This is a genomic window from Fluviirhizobium alvei (genome assembly GCF_030551875.1).
GTDB lineage: Bacteria > Pseudomonadota > Alphaproteobacteria > Rhizobiales > Rhizobiaceae > Rhizobium_E > Rhizobium_E alvei.
This window is the reverse complement of the sequence record NZ_JAUOZU010000014.1, coordinates 68,778-86,823: the sequence shown is the minus strand read 5'-3', so window position 1 is coordinate 86,823 and position 18,046 is coordinate 68,778. Positions and strand designations below refer to the sequence as shown.

Genomic DNA, 18,046 nt, shown 5'->3' with positions numbered 1-18,046 from the left:
GAACACCATCATGACCATTCAGACACCGAACGGCTTCACGCTCGACAATTCCGGCAAACGCATCGTCGTCGATCCGGTCACCCGCATCGAGGGACATATGCGGGTCGAGGTCAATGTCGACGAGAACAACATCATCCGCAATGCCGTCTCCACCGGCACCATGTGGCGCGGGATCGAGGTGATCCTCAAGAACCGCGATCCGCGCGATGCCTGGGCCTTCACCGAACGGATCTGCGGCGTCTGCACCGGCACGCATGCGCTCACCTCGGTGCGTGCGGTGGAAAATGCGCTCGGCATCACCATTCCGGAGAATGCCAACTCCATCCGCAACCTGATGCAGCTGGCCCTGCAGGTGCATGACCATGTCGTGCATTTCTATCACCTGCATGCGCTCGACTGGGTTGATGTGGTCTCCGCACTCTCGGCCGATCCGAAGGCGACGTCGGCGCTGGCGCAATCGATTTCCAGCTGGCCGCTCTCCTCGCCGGGCTATTTCAAGGACATCCAGACCCGGCTCAAGAAGTTCGTCGAGTCCGGCCAGCTCGGCCCGTTCAAGAACGGCTACTGGGGCAACGCTTCCTATAAATTGCCGCCCGAAGCCAACCTGATGGCGGTAGCGCATTATCTCGAAGCGCTCGATTTCCAGAAGGAGATCGTCAAGATCCACACGATCTTCGGCGGCAAGAACCCGCATCCGAACTGGCTGGTCGGCGGCGTGCCCTGTCCGATCAACATCGACGGTACCGGCGGCGTCGGCGCGATCAACATGGAACGGCTGAACATGGTCACCTCGATCATCGATCGGCTGATCGAGTTCAACGACATGGTCTATGTTCCGGATGTCATGGCGATCGGTTCCTTCTACAAGGACTGGCTCTATGGCGGCGGGCTGTCGAGCAAGAATGTCATGTCCTATGGCGACATTCCCGAACATGCCAACGATTACTCGGAAGCCAGCCTCAAGCTGCCGCGCGGTGCGATCATCAACGGCAATCTCGCCGAGATCCACCCGATCGACCATGCCGATCCGGAACAGATCCAGGAATTCGTCACCCACTCCTGGTACAAGTATCCCGACGAAACCAAGGGCCTTCATCCCTGGGACGGCGTCACCGAGCCGCATTACGAGCTCGGGCCCAATGCCAAGGGCACCAAGACCAACATCATCGAGCTCGATGAATCGGCAAAATATTCCTGGATCAAGTCGCCGCGCTGGCGGGGCAATGCCATGGAAGTCGGTCCGCTCGCCCGCTGGATCATCGGTTACGCCCAGAACAAGGCCGAATTCAAGGATCCGGTCGACAAGCTGCTCAAGGATCTCGGCCTGCCGGTCACCGCACTCTTCTCGACGCTCGGCCGCACCGCGGCGCGCGCGCTGGAATCGCAGTGGGCCGGTTACCAGATGCGGCATTTCCAGAACAAGCTGATCGCCACCATCAAGGCCGGCGATTCTTCGACAGCCCATGTCGACAAGTGGAAGCCGGAAACCTGGCCGAAGGAGGTCAAGGGCGTCGGCTTTACCGAAGCACCGCGCGGCGCGCTTGCCCACTGGATCAAGATCAAGGACGGCAAGATCGATAATTACCAGTGCGTCGTGCCGACGACCTGGAACGGCAGCCCGCGCGATCCCGAAGGCAATATCGGCGCTTTCGAAGCCTCGCTGATGGATACGCCGATGTCCAATCCCGAGCAGCCGCTCGAGATTCTCCGCACGCTCCATTCCTTCGATCCGTGCCTGGCATGCTCGACCCATGTCATGAGCCCGGATGGACAGGAAATGGCCAAGGTCACCGTTCGCTAGGGAGGCGGTCATGACAGTCCAAGACACGCTTGCCGCAGCCGATTCCCACGGCGAAAAGGCCGTGGAACGCCAGAGCGTCTATGTCTATGAGGCGCCGGTGCGCATCTGGCACTGGATCAATGCCTTCGCGATCCTGACACTGGCGCTGACCGGCTATTTCATTGGTTCGCCGCTGCCCTCGGTTCCGGGGGAGGCGAGCGCCAACTTCCTGATGGGCTATATCCGCTTTGCCCATTTCGCGGCGGGGCAGATCCTCGCCGTCTTCCTGATCCTCAGGGTCTACTGGGCCTTTGTCGGCAATGTCCATGCGCGGCAGATCTTCTATGTGCCGTTCTGGAGTGGCCGGTTCTGGAAGGAATGGCTGCATGAGGTGGGCTGGTATGCCTTCCTCGTGCGCCAGCCGAAGAAATATGTCGGCCATAACCCGCTGGCGCAGTTTGCCATGTTCCTGGGTTTCACCCTGCCGCTCTTCTTCATGGTGATCACCGGCTTTGCGCTCTACAGCGAAGGTGCCGGCCGCGACAGCTGGGAATACGCCCTGTTCGGCTGGGTCTTCTCGATCTGGCCCAACAGCCAGGACATCCATACCTGGCACCATCTCGGCATGTGGCTGATCCTGCTCTTCGTGATGATCCACATCTATGTCGCCGTTCGCGAAGACATCATGAGCCGCCAGAGCATCATTTCGTCGATGATCTCGGGTGAGCGGCTGTTCAAGGACCGGGAGGACGATTGAATGGCGAGCGTTCCCCAATCGCAATCCGAACCCCGGGTGCTCGTGCTCGGGATCGGCAACATTCTCTGGGCCGACGAAGGTTTTGGCGTCCGCGCCGTTGAAGCCTTCCACAAGGCCTATTCGGTACCGGAAAACGTCACCATTCTCGATGGCGGTACCCAGGGTCTCTATCTGGTGCAGTTCGTCAACGAACATGACCGGCTGATCGTTTTCGATGCCATCGATTATGGTCTCGAGCCAGGCACGATGAAGCTGGTTGAAGACGACGAGGTGCCCAAGTTCACCGGCGCCAAGAAGATGAGCCTGCACCAGACCGGCTTTCAGGAAGTCCTGAGCGCTGCCGATCTCATGGGCCATTATCCCGAGCGGCTTGCGCTGATCGGTTGCCAGCCGCTCGATCTCGAGGATTGGGGCGGGCCGCTGACCGAGCCGGTCAAGGCCGTCCTGCCGGCTGCCGTCGAGGCGGCGGTCGAGATCCTGCGCGGATGGGGCATCGCGGTAAAAGCGCGGGCGGCGGACGAGGATGTTCCGCCCCTGCTCGAAAATGACATCGATTATGAGAGTTACGAGCGCCGTCTTCCGATGGCCGAACTCAGCTTTTAGGAGGAAACCATGAATTATCGCACAATCGCGGCGGCTGCCGCCCTCCTGGCGCTGCCGGGTCTCGCCGAAGCTCATCCGGGCCTGCATGCCGATGGCGCCTTTTCCGGCTTCAGCCATCCTTTCAGCGGGCTGGATCATATCCTTGCCATGGTCGCGGTCGGCTTCTGGGCCTCGACGCTTGGCGGCTCTGCCCGCATCATCGTGCCGTCCGCCTTCGTTGCCGTGATGGCACTGGGCGGTGTCATGGGCATTTATGGCATCGAACTGCCGATGGTGGAGACGGGCATCGCGCTCACCGTCGCCATGCTCGGGCTGCTGGTGGCCTTCGAGGTTCGGGTTCCGACCATGGCCGCCGCCGCCATCGTCGGCATCTGTGCCCTCTTCCACGGCCATGCCCATGGGACCGAACTGCCCGGCATGTCGAGCGCTGCAGGCTATGTTGCTGGCTTCATGATGGCGACCGTCATCCTGCATGCCGTCGGTCTCGGTCTGGCTGCGCTCCGTTTCGGACGCACGGGCCAGATCGTCGGACGGTTTGCCGGTGCCCTTGTGGCGCTGTCGGGCGCTGCCCTTCTCGCTGGCTGATGGCTCTTCCAAGGCCGCACCGGGCCGTCGGCGATGTCCGGCGGCCCTTCCGACATTTCCAAAGGAAGACATCATGTGCATCGGCATCCCCATGCAGGTCGTCACCGGCAATGATTGCGTGGCCCAGTGCGAACGCCACGGCAACATCGTTGCGATTTCCATGATGCTGGTCGGCGAGCAGGCGCCCGGCACCCATGTTCTTACCCATCTCGGCTCGGCGATCCGCGTGCTCGATGCGGAAGAAGCCCGCGCCATCGACAATGCGCTCTCGGGCCTTGCCGAAGCCGTAGCGGGACGCGATTTCGATGCGCTCTTTGCCGATCTCGTCAATCGCGAACCGGAATTGCCGGCGCATTTGCGCGACATGTGAAAAGTAATTTTCCACACTGGAAATTGACTTTCCAGTTTCATCCGTAAAATATTCCTTCCGAGCGAAAATTTCCCTTCCAGATCAATGGAATCCAACTTTCCTCAATCTGGCATGCGCTTTGCAGACTGTTCCTTGAGCAGATTGATCAACGACAAGAATCTGCAGAGTGAAAGTGGAGGAGACTATGCCATCTTTTCTGGTCCGCGCGCTGAGCGAGCGGCATCGACTTCCTGTGGTGGACGAGACAAGCATCGACGCCTTCCTGGCGCCCGCCGCCGGCGAGCCTGATCATGCGCTTCTGTTTTTCAGCGGCGATCCGGCACAACGCCCGGAGGCCGATGATGTTGCCGTCGTGCTTCCCGAGCTTTTGCATGCCTTTGACGGCCGCCTGCGCGGTGCCGTCGTCCGTCGCAACACCGAAGACAAGCTCAAGGCCCGCTTCAATGTGGTTGTGATGCCGAGCCTTGTCGTCACACGGCGCGATCAGCCGGTCGGTGTGATCGGCAAGATCCGCGACTGGTCCGAATATATGGAAAAGATCAGCGGCTTTCTGTCGCCGGATGCGCCCGTCATGGTGGCCTCCGGTGGGCCGCAGGTCACCATCACCCATGCCGGCAAGGAGATTGTGCGATGAAGGCGGGTTTCTGGGTCGCCCCGGAGGGCGAGGATACGGCCATGACCGTGATGCCGATCGGCGCCGAACCGCCGCTCAGGGCGCGAAAGCTCAATTTTCTGGCCACCAGCACGGCAGAGGAAATGATCCGGCGTTGCAATCATACCGCTCGGCTGCTGCCGGAGATTGCCGATGCGCTGGCTATCCAGAAGGCGAATGAGCCGGGGCGCCTGTTCGATATTACCGATTTTCCCGAGGATGACCGCACGCTGATCACCGAAACGCTCGGCGAAGGCGAGGTTGCGGGTGTTGCGGCTCTCGCCAATGGCGTCACCGCCCAGATGCAGGAAGCGGTGATGGCCGGGGTCTGGCGCATCCGTTTCACCGATGCCGAGGGCCGGCTGATTGCCGACTATGTCGAGGTGGCCAGCATTCCGGCGGCGGTCCGCCAGGCCTGTTCGGCATTGCCGACGACAATCGTTCATGGTCCTGCGCCTGCCGGTGCCATGAATGTCATGCCGGTGCTGACGGAAATCGCCGATCGTACGGCGCGCTATCGTGATGGCGATCCGGCCCATGTCATCACCTTTTCGCTCTTTCCGATGAGCCCGGAAGACATGGGTTTCCTGCAGACGACGCTCGGTGCCGGCCCGGTGCAGCTCACCTCGCGCGGTTATGGCACCTGTCGCGTCGTTGCCACTGGCGCCCGCAACGTCTGGTCGGTGCAGTTCTTCAATGCCATGGACACGATCATTCTCGACACGCTCGAGATCTGCGACATTCCCTCGGTCGCGATTGCGGCCGAAGAAGATTTCCGTGATTCCGCGGTGCGTCTGAGGGAAATCGAGGAGGCCTATTTCAAATGAGTGCCTTCGAGAATTTCGGCAAGCGCGAGACCGACAGCCAGGATCGCATGGAATGCGGCATCTGCTGGCATGTCTATGATCCGGCCGAGGGCGACCCCGTCTGGCAGATCCCGCCAGGAACGCCCTTTTCGGAGCTTCCGGAAGACTGGCGCTGTCCCAACTGCGATGCACTGCAATCGAAGTTCATGAGGCTCGGCGATGGCGGTTGATGCGCTCGGGATTGCAGATCCGGCGTCGGTCATCGGCCAGCGGCTTGAAGACCGTTACCGGCATGTTCACGCCACCGCCATGGCGGACGTGCCGATCTGCAATTCCGTGCTCTCGGTCGCGGCAACCGGCTTTCGCAGCCATGGTGGCCGCGCGATCGGCATTATCACCACCCCCTGGTTCATGAACCTGGTGGCTGTCGACCTGCCGGATGGTCCGGGTTCCGATCCGGTGCCGCCCGGCTCGACGGTCCGGATGGGCCTGCCAGCGGGCGAGGTCGAGTTCATCGCCGGAGAGCTCGAGACGATCGGCCGGGTGGATTCCTGTTCGCTCTTTTCGCCGGTCTTTGAGTTTGCCGATATGGAAACGGCCCTTCAGACCGCCGAGGAAGCGATGCGCGCCTTCTTCGATCCGATGGCGCTTGAACCGCCCCCGGCTCCGCTGGCACCGGTCAACCGGCGCGATCTGTTGCGGGGCAACTTCCGCAAGCGGGAAGAGGCCTGACCCATGACCTACCTTCTCGGCGCAGGCACGATCCGGATCGAGGTGACCCTGTCGCGGGCGCTCGCCTGTTCCGTCGCGGTCGCTGGCAGCCGGCCGCGGGGGTTGAACCGCATGTTCGTCGGGCGCCAGCCGGAAGAGGCACCGGCGCTTGCCGCTCAGGTCTTCTCGCTCTGCGGCTTTGCACAATCCGTCGCGGCGCGGATGGCCGTCCTCAATGCGGCCGATCTCCCAATCGGTGAAAGCGAAATCCGCGCCGCAAGTGCGGGTCTGCTGGCAGAACGGATATTCGAGACGCTCCGGGCGCTCGTCCTGCATTGGCCGGTAGCGCTGCCGCAGCCGATGGCCGCGAGTGCGGGCCTGCAGCTGCGTTCGGCACTTCAGGCCTCGCAGGCAATCGTTGCGCGTGCCCGGACCGGTTCGGTCGCGGGGCCGGAATTTGCCGTGGATGTCGCGCGGCTTGCCGATGCCGCCCGCGCGCTCGGCGTTCCGGCGGATGGCGACCGGTCGCTGGCCGGATCGGTTCTCGACAGGATGGAAGAGACGCTTGTTGCCGTCGCGGCCTTTCCATCGACAAGGCCCGATCCGCTTCTGCCCGACGATGATGATGCGGTCATCGAGCTTCTATGCGGCGATCCCGATTATGCCGCCATGCCGCATCTGCCGGGACGCGTCATCGAGACGGGCGCCTATGCCCGGAAGGCCGGAGCATATTCGATTACGGAACCGCATCTTGTCCGGCGCCTGCGGGCGCGCATTGCCGATGTGGCCACCTGCCTTTCAGACCTTGCGGCTTTGGCCGCCGGCCGCCAGCCGGACTGGACAGCACTTGCCGCTGGCGGGCCGACGCCCGGCACCGGCGGCTATGGCAGCGTTGAATGCGCGCGCGGCCGGCTCTATCATCAGGCCGAGATCGGTGATGATGGCAGGCTTTCGGCCTACCGGATTCTGGCGCCGACCGAGTGGAACTTCCATCCGGCCGGTCCCTTCGTCGAAACGCTCCTGTCCTCGCCGATCGGAGCGAAGGAGGAGGCCGCACGCGCCGTGGCGCTTCTGGCCGTGTTGTTCGATCCGTGCGTGGCATTCGAGGTCGATGTGCGGGAGGATGCCGATGCATGAAATGTCGCTGATGGAAAGCGTCATCGATATCGTTTGCGAAACGGCGCGCAAGAATGGCGCGAGCCGGGTCAAATCGGTGCGGCTCGATGTCGGCGTGCTCAGCCATGTCGATCCCGAGGCGCTTCTCTTTTGCTATGAGGCGGTCCGTCACGGCACGATTGCTGACGGCGCCGAACTCGAAATCAACCGGATTGCCGGCGAGGGCTGGTGCCTCGATTGCGGCAAGACGGTGCCTTTGCAGGAACGGTTCGGGGCCTGCCCCGAATGTGGTCGTCATCGCGTTCAGATGACGGCCGGCGATGAATTGAAGATCAGGGACATGGAGGTGATCTGATGTGCACGGTATGCGGTTGCGGAACGGCATCCATCGAAGGCCACAAGCATGAGGGCGGCGGCCACCACCATAATCATGGTCACGATCATCATCATCATCATGATCATGATGGCGAGCACCACCATCATCACCACCATGGCGAGGGGCACGATCATCACCATGCCCATCCCCATGATCACCACCACCATGACCATACGCATGACGATCACGGTCATGATCATGGCCATCACCATGGCGACAAGGGCGATGTTCATTACGGCAAGGGTATCGCGGGCGTTCATGTTCCCGGCATGAGCCAGGAGCGGATCATCCAGGTCGAGCGTGACATTCTCTCCAAGAACGATGCCTATGCCGACGAGAACCGTCGCCATTTCGATCGCAATGGCATCTTCGCGCTGAACTTCGTGTCCAGTCCCGGCTCGGGCAAGACCAGCCTGCTGGTCCGTACCATCAAAGATCTCAAGGATCGCGTCACGATCAGCGTCATCGAGGGTGACCAGCAGACATCGAACGATGCGGCCCGTATCCGCGAGACCGGTGCGGCTGCGATCCAGATCAATACCGGCAAGGGCTGTCATCTCGATGCCCATATGGTGGGCCATGCGGTCGAAGACCTGGCGCCGGTGGCCGGCTCGACGCTGTTCATCGAAAATGTCGGCAATCTCGTCTGTCCGTCTGCCTTCGATCTCGGCGAAGCCCACAAGGTGGTGGTGCTCTCGGTGACGGAAGGGGAAGACAAGCCGCTCAAATATCCCGACATGTTCGCCGCGGCCGATCTGATGATCCTCAACAAGTCCGACCTGCTGCCGCATCTCGATTTCAATGTCGGCCTCTGCATCGCCAATGCCTTGCGCGTCAATCCGCGTCTACAGACGCTGATCGTCTCGGCCCGCACCGGCGAGGGCATGGAGGCCTTCTATGCCTGGCTCGAAGCCTCCGCCGCCCAGCGGGCCGCACGCGCCAAGGTGGCCTGAACCATGGTACCGGCGCTCGCCCAACCGACGGAAGCTCTGCCCCGGCGCCTCAGGCTCCGGGTGCGCGGCGCCGTTCAGGGCGTCGGTTTCCGGCCGTTCGTCTATCGGCTGGCGCGGTCCATGGATCTTTCCGGCTTCGTTTTGAATGACAGCGCCGGCGTGCTGATCGAAATCGAAGGCGGAGCGGCCGATCGTTTTGCCGACGCAATCCGGCCACAGGCGCCGCCACTTGCCCGCATCGATGCGATCGACGTGCTGGAGCTGGCACCGACCGGTGGTGAACGCTTCGAGATCCTCGACAGCCAGTCCGGACGCACGGCCACCCGCATCGGCGCCGATGCGGCGATCTGTGCCGATTGCCGGAGCGAGCTTGTTGACCCTCAAAGCCGCTTCTTTGGCTATCCGTTCGTCAACTGCACCCATTGCGGTCCGCGTTTCACCATCACGCGCGCGCTGCCCTATGATCGCGCCCAGACCTCTATGGCGTCATTTCCGATGTGCCAGGCCTGCGCTGCGGATTACGTTGATCCGGACAACCGCCGCTTCCATGCCGAGCCGGTCGCCTGTCCGGCCTGCGGGCCCGGCCTCAGCCATTCGGTCGATGCGATTGCGGCGATGATCCTCGAAGGCGGCATCGTCGCGCTCAAGGGCATCGGCGGCTTTCATCTGCTCTGCGATGCGCGCAACGAGCAGGCGATCGCCAATCTGCGGGAAAGAAAGGGCCGCGACGAAAAGCCGTTCGCGCTCATGCTGCAGGATCTCGAGACGGTGCGGCAATTCGGCCGACCGACCGCAGCCGAGGAAGCGTTGCTTGCCTCGCCCGCGAGCCCGATCGTGCTCATCGAGGCTCGCGCCGGACTGTTGCCGGCATCCATCGCTCCGGGTCTGCGCCGGATCGGCGTCATGCTCGCCTATGCGCCGCTGCACCATCTCATTTTCGATGAGATCGCCCGGCAAAATCCAAACTGTCCCGCCGCGCTGGTCGCCACCAGCGCCAATCCCGGTGGCGAACCACTGGTGGCTGACAATGCGGATGCCGAACGCCGCCTGATGGCAATTGCCGACCTGATCGTCACCCACAACCGCGACATTGCCGTCCGCGCCGATGATTCCGTCCTGCAGGTGATCGATGGCGCGCCCGCCTTCATCCGCCGCGCCCGCGGCTTCGTGCCGGAGCCGGTCGATCTCGGCATTGACGGCCCCTCGATCATCGCCACCGGTGCCGATCTCAAGAACACCGTCTGCGTCACCCGCGGTCGCGAGGCCTTTCTGTCGCAACATATCGGCGGGCTCGACAATGCCGAGGCGATCCGATTCCAGAGGGAGGCGATCGCCCATCTCTGTTCGATCCTCGATGTGAGGCCGGAATATGCCGCCTGCGATCTGCATCCGGATTTCCGCTCGGTGCGGATGGCGGAAGCGCTCAACCTGCCGATCGTAACGGCCCAGCATCACCTGGCCCATGTCGCGGCTGTCACGGCCGAGCATCGTCTTTCGGGTCCGGTTCTCGGTCTGGCGCTCGACGGTCACGGCTATGGCACCGATGGAACGGGATGGGGCGGCGAAATGCTGCTGCTCGACGGTGCCCGATGGCAGCGCCTCGGCTCGCTTTTGCCGCTGCCGCTGCCCGGCGGTGATCGGGCAGCGCGCGAACCCTGGCGGATGGCGGTGGCTCTGCTGCAGGCCTCAGGCCGGCTTGAGGATGTCGAAAGGCTATGGCCGGATCATACCGGCGCCACCCAGTTGGCTTCGATGTTGGCCCGCGGCATGCGTGCGCCGCTGACCAGCAGTCTCGGCCGTCTTTTCGATGCGGCCGCGACCCTCGCCGGTCTTCGCCTTACCCAGTCCTATGAGGGTCAGGCGGCGATGGAACTGGAAGCGCAGGTCGATATGGTCTCGACCATGGCTGGTGGTTTTTCGATTGCCGATGGACGGCTCGATTTCCGCCCACTGCTGTTGCGGCTTGCCGAACGGCAGCTGTCGATGACGGAAGCGGCAGGCCTCTTTCACGGTACGCTGATTGCCGGCTTCACCGAGTGGGTGGCGAGAGCAACTGCCGGGACCGGTATCAGGCAGGTGGTGCTCGGCGGCGGTTGCGTGATGAACCGCGTGCTGGCCGAGGGGTTGGCGCAAGCGCTTCGCGAGTGCGGGCTTACGCCGTTCCTGCCTCGACTTGCGCCCGCCAATGACGGCGGCATTGCGCTCGGCCAGGCCGCCTGCGCGCGCTCGGTGATCATGAATGAGAAGAATGCAATGGAGGAGATGCCAACATGTGCCTAGCCATTCCTGTCCAGGTCAAGGAAGTGCTGCCCGATGATATGGCCAAGGTCACGCTCGACGGCGTGTCGAAGATTGTTTCGACGGCCCTCGTCGATGATGTGAAGGTGGGTGACTATCTCGTGCTGCATGTCGGTTATGCGCTCGCCAAGATCGATCCGGAGGAGGCGGAGAGGACGCTGGCCCTGATCCGTGAAGCTGCCATGGGAGATGCGGCATGAAATATATCGACGAATATCGCGACGGAAGGCTCGCCAAGGATATTGCCCGACAGATCGCCGCCCAGGCCGATCCTGCCCGCTCCTACCATTTCATGGAATTTTGCGGCGGCCATACGCATGCCATTTCACGCTATGGTCTCGAAGACCTGCTGCCATCGAACGTGAAGATGATCCATGGACCCGGCTGTCCGGTCTGCGTTCTGCCGATCGGCCGCATCGATGCGGCGATCGCGCTGGCGCTGCGGCCCGAAATCACGCTCTGCACCTACGGTGACCTGATGCGCGTGCCGGGTTCTGACGGTTCGAGCCTGCTCAAGGCCAAGGCAGCGGGCGCCGATATCCGGATGGTCTATTCGACGCTCGATGCATTGCGGATTGCCGAAGCCGAGCCGGACCGCGAAGTGGTGTTCTTCGCCATCGGTTTCGAAACCACGACGCCGCCCACCGCGCTCGCACTGAAGGCGGCGATTGCCAGGGACCTCAAGAATTTCTCGATATTCTGCAACCATGTGCTGACGCCGGCTGCGATCCAGAACATTCTCGAAAGCCCGGATGTGCGCAAGCTCGGTACCATCAAGATCGACGGCTTCATCGGTCCCGCCCATGTCTCGACCGTCATCGGCACCGAGCCATACGAATTCTTCGCCGAAGAATTCCGCAAGCCGGTGGTGGTGGCCGGTTTTGAACCGCTCGATGTCATCCAGGCGATCCTGATGCTGGTGCAGCAGGTCAATGACGGCCGCCATGTGGTGGAGAACCAGTATATCCGCGCCGTCACCGCACTTGGCAACGAGAAGGCCCAGGCGGAAGTGGCCAACTTCTTCGAACTGCGCGAAAGTTTCGAATGGCGCGGTCTCGGCGAAGTGCCCTATGGCGCCCTCAGGCTCCGCCCGCAATATGCCGCCTACGATGCCGAAAAGCGGTTCTCGATGGTGACGCCGGCGGCGAAAGACAATCCGGCCTGCGAATGCGGCGCCATTCTGCGCGGCGTCAAGAAGCCGGCCGATTGCAAGCTGTTCGGCACGGTCTGCACGCCCGATACTCCGATGGGTTCTTGCATGGTCTCGTCGGAAGGCGCCTGCGCGGCACACTGGACCTATGGCCGTTTCCGCGAAAAGGCGCGTCAGGTCGATGCCGGGAGGGCCGTGGCATGAATGTGATGCTCAAGGCCTACAAGCGCAAGCTCGATATCGCCCATGGCCGCGTCGATCTCTCCCATGGTGCGGGTGGTCGCGCCATGGGGCAATTGATCGAGGGCATATTCCATAAGGCCTTCGACAATGACTGGCTGCGAGCCGGCAATGATCAATCGGCCTTTTCGGTGCCAGCCGGCCGCATGGTCATGACGACGGACGGCTATGTCGTGTCGCCGCTCTTCTTCCCCGGCGGCAATATAGGCACGCTCGCCGCCCATGGCACGATCAACGATATCGCCATGGCGGGTGCGGTGCCGCTTTATCTCTCGGCCAGCTTCATCATCGAAGAAGGCTTTCCGCTCGCCGATCTCGAACGGATCGCACAGAGCATGGGCGAAGCCTCGCGCGAAGCCGGCGTGCCGATCATCACCGGCGATACCAAGGTGGTGGAGCGCGGCAAGGCCGATGGCGTCTTCATCTCGACGGCGGGCGTCGGTTGCGTTCCCGACGGGCTCGATCTGCGCTCGGATGCCGCCCGTCCCGGCGATGCAGTCATCGTCTCCGGCTCGATCGGCGATCATGGCGTGGCAGTGATGTCGAAGCGCGAAAATCTCGAATTCGATACCGCGATCGTCTCCGACAGCGCGGCGCTGCACGGGCTCGTGGCCGACATGGTGGCAGCGGGCGGAGCCCATATCCGCCTGATGCGCGATCCGACGCGCGGTGGCATCGCCGCGACGCTCAACGAAATCGCCAGCCAGTCCAGAGTCGGTTTCCGGATCGATGAGGAGGCCATTCCGCTCAAGCCGGAGGTCGCGGCGGCGTGCGAGTTTCTGGGGCTCGATCCGCTCAATGTCGCCAATGAGGGCAAGCTCGTGGTTGTCGTTGCGCCAGAGGGTTCCGACGCGGTTCTGGCGGCGATGCAGGCCCATCCGCTTGGTCAGGAAGCGGCTCTGATCGGCCATGTTGTGGCGGATGACAATTGCTTCGTGCAGATGGCGACCTCTTTCGGTGGCGGCCGCATCGTCGATTGGCTGTCGGGCGAACAGTTGCCCCGGATCTGTTGAGGCGGCGATGCGCATCCTGCTTCTCTGCCACAGCTTCAACTCGCTTTCGCAGCGGCTGCATGTCGATCTCCGGCGGGCGGGACATGTCGTCTCGGTCGAGCTCGATATCCATGACGATCTGACGCGGGAGGCCGTGGCGCTGTTTGCGCCGGATCTCATCCTTGCTCCTTTCCTCAAGCGGCCGATCCCGGCCGATATCTGGCGCAAGACACGGTCGCTGATCGTCCATCCCGGTATTCGGGGTGATCGCGGACCGCATGCGCTCGACTGGGCTATTCTCGAAGGCGAAAGCCAATGGGGCGTGACGCTGATCGAAGCGCGCGAGGAGATGGATGCCGGGCCGGTCTGGGCCTGGCGCGAGTTCCCGATGCGTTTGGCGCGCAAATCCAGCCTCTATCGGCACGAAGTCACCGAAGCGGCCGTCGCCTGCACGTTCGAAGCCATCGAGCGGATCGGATCCGGGCAGGGTCCGGCGATGGAAGCAAACTGGGGCCAGGGCCGTGAGCGACGTGCCTGCCGGCGTTCCGATCGGACGCTTGATCCGGCCCGCCAGACGATTGCCGAGGCACTTCACGTCGTTCACGCCTCGGATGGCGATCCGGGTGCTGCGCTGGTCATTGGCGGCGAGGATTATCTGGTCTTCGATGCCAGCGAGGCCGAAGGCCTGTCGGGCGAGCCAGGCGCATTGCTTGCAAGATCGGGCGGTTCCCTGGCTATGGCCTTTCGCGACGGCGCGCTCTGGATCGGCCATCTTCGCAGGCCGCAGAGGAGCAGCCTCAAATTACCGGCGATCCGGCTTCTCGGCGCTGAGGCCAAGGACCTGCCGGAGCTTCCGGGTCCCGAGCCCTGCCGGTACCAAGAGGTGGCGGGTGTCGGCTTCCTCGATTTCCGTTTTCACAATGGCGCGATGTCGACGGCCGACTGCAATGCTCTACGCGCGGCAATCCTGGCGGCACGTCAGCGCCCCACCTCCGTTCTCGTCCTCAGGGGCGACGCCGATTGCTGGTCGAACGGCATCCATCTCGGCATCATCGAAAGCGCGGACAGTGCGGCGGATGAATCCTGGGCCAATATCAACGCGATGAACGATCTCGTTCAGGCGATCATCGAAACCGATGATCGGCTGGTGATTGCGGCTGTTACCGGCAATGCAGGTGCCGGTGGGGTATTCCTGTCGCTGGCCGCCGACGAGGTGTGGATGCGGGAAGGGGTGATCCTCAATCCGCACTACAAGGATATGGGCAATCTCTATGGTTCGGAATACTGGACCTATCTGTTGCCGGCCCGCATCGGCGCCGAACGCGCGGGTATCGTGACACAGGCGCGCTTGCCGATGGGGATCGATGAAGCGATCGAACTCGGGCTCGCAACGCGCCGGTTACCCGGTATAATCGTTGCGGCGGATCGGGACCTGCTTCAGGCGGCAACCGAGCTCGCTGCATCCGGGGAGATCGCCGAACGGATTGCCGCCAAGCGCGCGCGCCGGGCGCGTGATGAGGCCGAAAAGCCGCTTGCGGCCTATCGGGAGGAGGAACTGAAACGCATGCGGCGCAATTTCTATGGCTTTGATCCGAGCTACCATGTTGCCCGCTACAATTTCATTCGCAAGACGCCCAAATCACGGACGCCGGCAACGCTGGCGCTCCACCGGGCAGGCGGCGATATCGGCATGAGGAGGACCATGGGATGAGCAATCCGCACGCGACCGTTCTGGTTGTCGATGACGAAATCCGCTCGATCGAGGCGATCCAGCGCGTCCTGTCGGACGAGTTCGAGGTCATCGGTGCCCGCAATGCCCGCGAGGCCGAGGAAGTTCTCGAAGGCGAGATGGTGCAGGTCATTCTCTGCGATCAGCGCATGCCCGGCGAATCCGGCGTCGAATTTCTCAAGCGGGTACGGGAACTCTGGCCCGATACGATCCGCATCATCATTTCGGGCTACACCGATTCCGCCGATATAATCGAAGGCGTCAACAATGCGGGCATTTACCAGTATATCACCAAGCCCTGGAGCCCCGACAAGCTGATCGATTGCGTTCGCGAGAGTGCCAATCTCTGGCGGCTCCAGCATGAAGTCACCGATATGCGCATAGAGGTGAAGCCGGCCAGCGAGGCGCTGCAGAAGGTCATCAGCGACCGCCGTCGCAGCCAGAGCCAGTCCTTCGGTTTCGATCGCATCATCCATCGCAATGACAGCCCGCTGGTCGATGCGATTTCGCTCGCCCGTCGGGCGGCGCGTTACGATGTGTCGGTCCTGGTCACTGGCGCCTCCGGTACCGGCAAGGAGCTTCTGGCGCGCGCGATCCATCAGGAATCGTCGCGGGCGGAAAAGTCTTTCGTCGTCGAGAATTGCGGCGCGCTTCCCGATGATCTGCTCGAAAGCGAATTGTTCGGTTGCAAGAAGGGCGCCTATACCGGCGCCTACCAGGACCGGATCGGCCTGTTCGAGCTTGCCGACAATGGCACGATCTTTCTCGACGAAATCGGCGAAACCTCGCCGGCCTTTCAGGTCAAACTCCTGCGCGTGCTGCAGGAAGGCGAGATCCGTCCGCTGGGCGCGCAGCGGCCCCGCAAGGTCAATGTCCGCGTCATTGCCGCCACCAACCGCGATCTTCTGGCCGAGGTTGCCGCCGGCCGCTTCCGCCGCGATCTCTATTATCGTCTGGCGGCCTTCCCGATCCACATGCCGGCTCTGCGCGATCGGGTGCAGGATATTCCCGCGATCGCGGCCCGCATCCTCACCCAGATCAACCAGTCCTTCAACCGCCAGGTCAGTGGCTTTCATCCCCGCACGCTCGACCTGATGGCGGCCTATGGCTGGCCGGGTAACGTGCGCGAACTGCACAACGAGATCCAGCGGATGACGGTGCTCTCGGAGGGCAATGCGCCGCTGGCGCCCGATCTTCTGTCGCCGGCGATCCGCAATGGCGAGACGGCTGCTGTGGTTCCGGCCGGGGAGGCACGGCAGCTCAAGGATATCGTGGCGGAGGTGGAAAAGGCGGCCATCGAGGCGGCGCTGATGCGTCATGACGGCAATATCAGCCGTAGTGCCGACGAACTGGGCTTGTCGCGCGTCGGTTTGCGGAGCAAGATCGAGCGCTATGACCTGAGGCGCTATCGGGATGACGAAACTGACTGACAAGACCGAACGAGGCGCCGGCGCGGACCTGATCAGCAAGGTCTCGCTGCCGGGCATGTTCGCGCTCGACGGTTCGAGCGAATCCATGTGGGTGGATGTGATCCACCGCATGGACGAGGTCTATTCCGAACTGTTGCGCAACGAGACCGATCTCGAGCGCAAGAATGCCGAGCTCGAGGAGGCACAGACCTTCATTTCGAGCGTCATAGCCTCTGTTTCCGACATTCTGATTGCCTGCGGCAGCGATGGCGTCATCCGCAAGGTCAATCCGGCCTTTCTCAGCCTGGTGGGGCTGGACGAGGCCAGGGTCATCGGCACCCGCATCTTCGACTATGTCATCGAGGCCGACCGCAAGGAGGCCGAACGGCTGATGAGTGCCGGCCAGCAGGGCAGGGTGCTCGAGGGCGATCTGCATTTCAGGACGGCGCAAGCGCGCGAAGAATGCCTCGCCATGCGCTGTGCAGCCCTGTTCGATGGCCGCCGCCGCCGGTCGGGGGCCGTGCTCACCGGCCGGCCGATCAGCGAATTGCGGCAGGCCTATCAGGATCTCCACCAGGCCCATCTCGAACTGCAGCAGGCCCAGCGGCGCCTGATCGAGCAGGAAAAGATGGCAAGCCTTGGCCGGCTCGTCGCCGGCGTCGCCCACGAACTCAACAACCCGATTTCCTTCGTTTATGCCAACATCTATACGCTCGATCGCTACCGCAAGAATCTGGTCACCTACCTGAATTCGGTTCATGCGGGTGCGGGTGACGACGCGATCGCCGAACAGCGCAAGCGGCTGAAGATCGATGCCATTCTCGCCGATATTGCGCCGCTTCTCGAAGGAACGATCGAGGGGGCGGACAGGGTCAGCGATATCGTCAAGAACCTGCGCCGGCTCTCCTTCAGTGAGAGCGGCGAGCGCCATACGGTCGATCTCGATCGTGTGCTGCGAAATTCGGTCCAGCTCGCCATCCGCGCCAAGAATTCGCGAGCTGAGGTGACGATCGACAGCGAGCCCGGCCTTTTCGTCGAGGCTCATGAGGGACGCATTCACCAGGTGGTGGTCAATCTGATCGACAATGCGCTTTTTGCCGTTGCCGACCGGACCGACGGGCGGGTGCATCTGCGCGCCAAATCGACCGGGGCGATGGTGGAATTGCTGGTCTCGGACAATGGGCCGGGTATTTCGGACGAAGAGCGCAGCAAGATCTTCGAACCCTTCTTCACCACCAAGCCGGTCGGCGAGGGTACCGGGCTCGGTCTCTGGATCACCTTCACCATCATACAGGATTATGATGGAGAGATCAGCGTTCGCAATCGTGCCGGCGGAGGGGCGGAGTTTCAGGTTCTGCTGCCGGCGTCTCCTTCCGCTGTCTGATCCGACCTCTTTGAAAATCTCGGAATGGCGATCTCCTGTCGCGAGGCGCGCCTGAAAAGAGAACGGGCCACCCGATGGATGGCCCGTTCGCGGTTTTGATCGAAAGAGCGCCGCGCCGATGCGTGCTGCCTCCCG

The 18,046-nt window shown here is 62.6% G+C and carries 19 protein-coding genes; all 19 read left to right on the top strand.

Annotation, left to right across the window (positions count from 1 at the left end):
• Positions 1-10 precede the first annotated feature (10 nt).
• The 19 genes from Q4481_RS18585 (at position 11) to Q4481_RS18495 (ending at position 17,911) form a co-directional block, all read left to right on the top strand.
• On the top strand, positions 11-1,801 hold the full coding sequence (locus Q4481_RS18585; RefSeq protein ID WP_304377902.1) for a nickel-dependent hydrogenase large subunit: 1,791 nt from the start codon (positions 11-13) through the stop codon (positions 1,799-1,801).
• 10 nt (positions 1,802-1,811) lie between these two features.
• The gene (gene cybH / locus Q4481_RS18580; RefSeq protein WP_304377901.1) at positions 1,812-2,537 is read left to right on the top strand and encodes a Ni/Fe-hydrogenase, b-type cytochrome subunit; all 726 of its coding nucleotides are present in this window, start codon (positions 1,812-1,814) and stop codon (positions 2,535-2,537) included.
• Positions 2,538-3,140, top strand: coding sequence for a HyaD/HybD family hydrogenase maturation endopeptidase (locus Q4481_RS18575; protein ID WP_304377900.1), 603 nt, complete (start codon positions 2,538-2,540; stop codon positions 3,138-3,140). It begins immediately after the preceding gene.
• A 9-nt stretch (positions 3,141-3,149) separates the two neighbouring features.
• On the top strand, positions 3,150-3,725 hold the full coding sequence (gene hupE / locus Q4481_RS18570; RefSeq protein ID WP_304377899.1) for a nickel permease HupE: 576 nt from the start codon (positions 3,150-3,152) through the stop codon (positions 3,723-3,725).
• A 73-nt stretch (positions 3,726-3,798) separates the two neighbouring features.
• A complete protein-coding gene (gene hypC, locus Q4481_RS18565) occupies positions 3,799-4,095 on the top strand; it encodes a HypC/HybG/HupF family hydrogenase formation chaperone (protein WP_304377898.1) in 297 nt (98 codons plus the stop codon).
• Between the two features lie 184 nt (positions 4,096-4,279).
• Positions 4,280-4,729, top strand: a complete 450-nt coding sequence (locus Q4481_RS18560; RefSeq protein ID WP_304377897.1) for a thioredoxin domain-containing protein — start codon at positions 4,280-4,282, stop codon at positions 4,727-4,729.
• A complete protein-coding gene (locus Q4481_RS18555; RefSeq protein ID WP_304377896.1) occupies positions 4,726-5,574 on the top strand; it encodes a hydrogenase expression/formation protein in 849 nt (282 codons plus the stop codon). Before Q4481_RS18560 ends, Q4481_RS18555 begins: the two co-directional genes overlap by 4 nt.
• The gene (locus tag Q4481_RS18550) at positions 5,571-5,783 is read left to right on the top strand and encodes a rubredoxin (protein ID WP_304377895.1); all 213 of its coding nucleotides are present in this window, start codon (positions 5,571-5,573) and stop codon (positions 5,781-5,783) included. The genes Q4481_RS18555 and Q4481_RS18550 overlap by 4 nt, the downstream gene beginning before the upstream one ends.
• On the top strand, positions 5,773-6,285 hold the full coding sequence (hybE, locus tag Q4481_RS18545; RefSeq protein ID WP_304377894.1) for a [NiFe]-hydrogenase assembly chaperone HybE: 513 nt from the start codon (positions 5,773-5,775) through the stop codon (positions 6,283-6,285). The genes Q4481_RS18550 and hybE overlap by 11 nt, the downstream gene beginning before the upstream one ends.
• A 3-nt stretch (positions 6,286-6,288) precedes the next feature.
• Entirely contained in the window at positions 6,289-7,401 is a 1,113-nt protein-coding gene (locus Q4481_RS18540) for a nickel-dependent hydrogenase large subunit (RefSeq protein ID WP_304377893.1), read from the top strand.
• The gene (gene hypA / locus Q4481_RS18535) at positions 7,394-7,735 is read left to right on the top strand and encodes a hydrogenase maturation nickel metallochaperone HypA (protein ID WP_304377892.1); all 342 of its coding nucleotides are present in this window, start codon (positions 7,394-7,396) and stop codon (positions 7,733-7,735) included. Before Q4481_RS18540 ends, hypA begins: the two co-directional genes overlap by 8 nt.
• Positions 7,735-8,709 carry a hydrogenase nickel incorporation protein HypB gene (gene hypB, locus Q4481_RS18530; RefSeq protein WP_304377891.1) on the top strand — a complete coding sequence of 325 codons (975 nt, stop codon included), beginning with the start codon at positions 7,735-7,737 and terminating at the stop codon, positions 8,707-8,709. Before hypA ends, hypB begins: the two co-directional genes overlap by 1 nt.
• A 3-nt stretch (positions 8,710-8,712) precedes the next feature.
• Entirely contained in the window at positions 8,713-10,989 is a 2,277-nt protein-coding gene (gene hypF, locus Q4481_RS18525) for a carbamoyltransferase HypF (protein ID WP_304377890.1), read from the top strand.
• Positions 10,980-11,207 (top strand): HypC/HybG/HupF family hydrogenase formation chaperone, encoded by a 228-nt coding sequence (locus Q4481_RS18520; RefSeq protein ID WP_304377889.1) that lies wholly within the window; start codon positions 10,980-10,982, stop codon positions 11,205-11,207. Before hypF ends, Q4481_RS18520 begins: the two co-directional genes overlap by 10 nt.
• On the top strand, positions 11,204-12,361 hold the full coding sequence (hypD, locus tag Q4481_RS18515; RefSeq protein ID WP_304377888.1) for a hydrogenase formation protein HypD: 1,158 nt from the start codon (positions 11,204-11,206) through the stop codon (positions 12,359-12,361). The genes Q4481_RS18520 and hypD overlap by 4 nt, the downstream gene beginning before the upstream one ends.
• Positions 12,358-13,410, top strand: a complete 1,053-nt coding sequence (gene hypE, locus Q4481_RS18510) for a hydrogenase expression/formation protein HypE (protein ID WP_304377887.1) — start codon at positions 12,358-12,360, stop codon at positions 13,408-13,410. The genes hypD and hypE overlap by 4 nt, the downstream gene beginning before the upstream one ends.
• 7 nt (positions 13,411-13,417) lie before the next feature.
• Positions 13,418-15,100 (top strand): enoyl-CoA hydratase-related protein, encoded by a 1,683-nt coding sequence (locus tag Q4481_RS18505; RefSeq protein WP_304377886.1) that lies wholly within the window; start codon positions 13,418-13,420, stop codon positions 15,098-15,100.
• On the top strand, positions 15,097-16,548 hold the full coding sequence (locus tag Q4481_RS18500; protein WP_304377885.1) for a sigma-54-dependent transcriptional regulator: 1,452 nt from the start codon (positions 15,097-15,099) through the stop codon (positions 16,546-16,548). Before Q4481_RS18505 ends, Q4481_RS18500 begins: the two co-directional genes overlap by 4 nt.
• The gene (locus Q4481_RS18495; protein ID WP_304377884.1) at positions 16,532-17,911 is read left to right on the top strand and encodes a sensor histidine kinase; all 1,380 of its coding nucleotides are present in this window, start codon (positions 16,532-16,534) and stop codon (positions 17,909-17,911) included. The genes Q4481_RS18500 and Q4481_RS18495 overlap by 17 nt, the downstream gene beginning before the upstream one ends.
• Positions 17,912-18,046: the final 135 nt, after the last annotated feature.

What these genes read in the sequence shown, in the direction of transcription:
- cybH (WP_304377901.1), top strand. Translation starts at nt 1,812, where the DNA reads ATGACAGTCCAAGACACGCTTGCCGCAGCCGATTCCCACGGCGAAAAG.
- Q4481_RS18520 (WP_304377889.1), top strand. Translation starts at nt 10,980, where the DNA reads ATGTGCCTAGCCATTCCTGTCCAGGTCAAGGAAGTGCTGCCCGATGAT.
- Q4481_RS18585 (WP_304377902.1), top strand. Translation starts at nt 11, where the DNA reads ATGACCATTCAGACACCGAACGGCTTCACGCTCGACAATTCCGGCAAA.
- Q4481_RS18550 (WP_304377895.1), top strand. Translation starts at nt 5,571, where the DNA reads ATGAGTGCCTTCGAGAATTTCGGCAAGCGCGAGACCGACAGCCAGGAT.
- hypE (WP_304377887.1), top strand. Translation starts at nt 12,358, where the DNA reads ATGAATGTGATGCTCAAGGCCTACAAGCGCAAGCTCGATATCGCCCAT.
- hypD (WP_304377888.1), top strand. Translation starts at nt 11,204, where the DNA reads ATGAAATATATCGACGAATATCGCGACGGAAGGCTCGCCAAGGATATT.
- hybE (WP_304377894.1), top strand. Translation starts at nt 5,773, where the DNA reads ATGGCGGTTGATGCGCTCGGGATTGCAGATCCGGCGTCGGTCATCGGC.
- Q4481_RS18495 (WP_304377884.1), top strand. Translation starts at nt 16,532, where the DNA reads ATGACGAAACTGACTGACAAGACCGAACGAGGCGCCGGCGCGGACCTG.
- hypC (WP_304377898.1), top strand. Translation starts at nt 3,799, where the DNA reads ATGTGCATCGGCATCCCCATGCAGGTCGTCACCGGCAATGATTGCGTG.
- Q4481_RS18505 (WP_304377886.1), top strand. Translation starts at nt 13,418, where the DNA reads ATGCGCATCCTGCTTCTCTGCCACAGCTTCAACTCGCTTTCGCAGCGG.
- Q4481_RS18555 (WP_304377896.1), top strand. Translation starts at nt 4,726, where the DNA reads ATGAAGGCGGGTTTCTGGGTCGCCCCGGAGGGCGAGGATACGGCCATG.
- Q4481_RS18540 (WP_304377893.1), top strand. Translation starts at nt 6,289, where the DNA reads ATGACCTACCTTCTCGGCGCAGGCACGATCCGGATCGAGGTGACCCTG.
- Q4481_RS18560 (WP_304377897.1), top strand. Translation starts at nt 4,280, where the DNA reads ATGCCATCTTTTCTGGTCCGCGCGCTGAGCGAGCGGCATCGACTTCCT.
- hypA (WP_304377892.1), top strand. Translation starts at nt 7,394, where the DNA reads ATGCATGAAATGTCGCTGATGGAAAGCGTCATCGATATCGTTTGCGAA.
- hypF (WP_304377890.1), top strand. Translation starts at nt 8,713, where the DNA reads ATGGTACCGGCGCTCGCCCAACCGACGGAAGCTCTGCCCCGGCGCCTC.
- hupE (WP_304377899.1), top strand. Translation starts at nt 3,150, where the DNA reads ATGAATTATCGCACAATCGCGGCGGCTGCCGCCCTCCTGGCGCTGCCG.
- hypB (WP_304377891.1), top strand. Translation starts at nt 7,735, where the DNA reads ATGTGCACGGTATGCGGTTGCGGAACGGCATCCATCGAAGGCCACAAG.
- Q4481_RS18575 (WP_304377900.1), top strand. Translation starts at nt 2,538, where the DNA reads ATGGCGAGCGTTCCCCAATCGCAATCCGAACCCCGGGTGCTCGTGCTC.
- Q4481_RS18500 (WP_304377885.1), top strand. Translation starts at nt 15,097, where the DNA reads ATGAGCAATCCGCACGCGACCGTTCTGGTTGTCGATGACGAAATCCGC.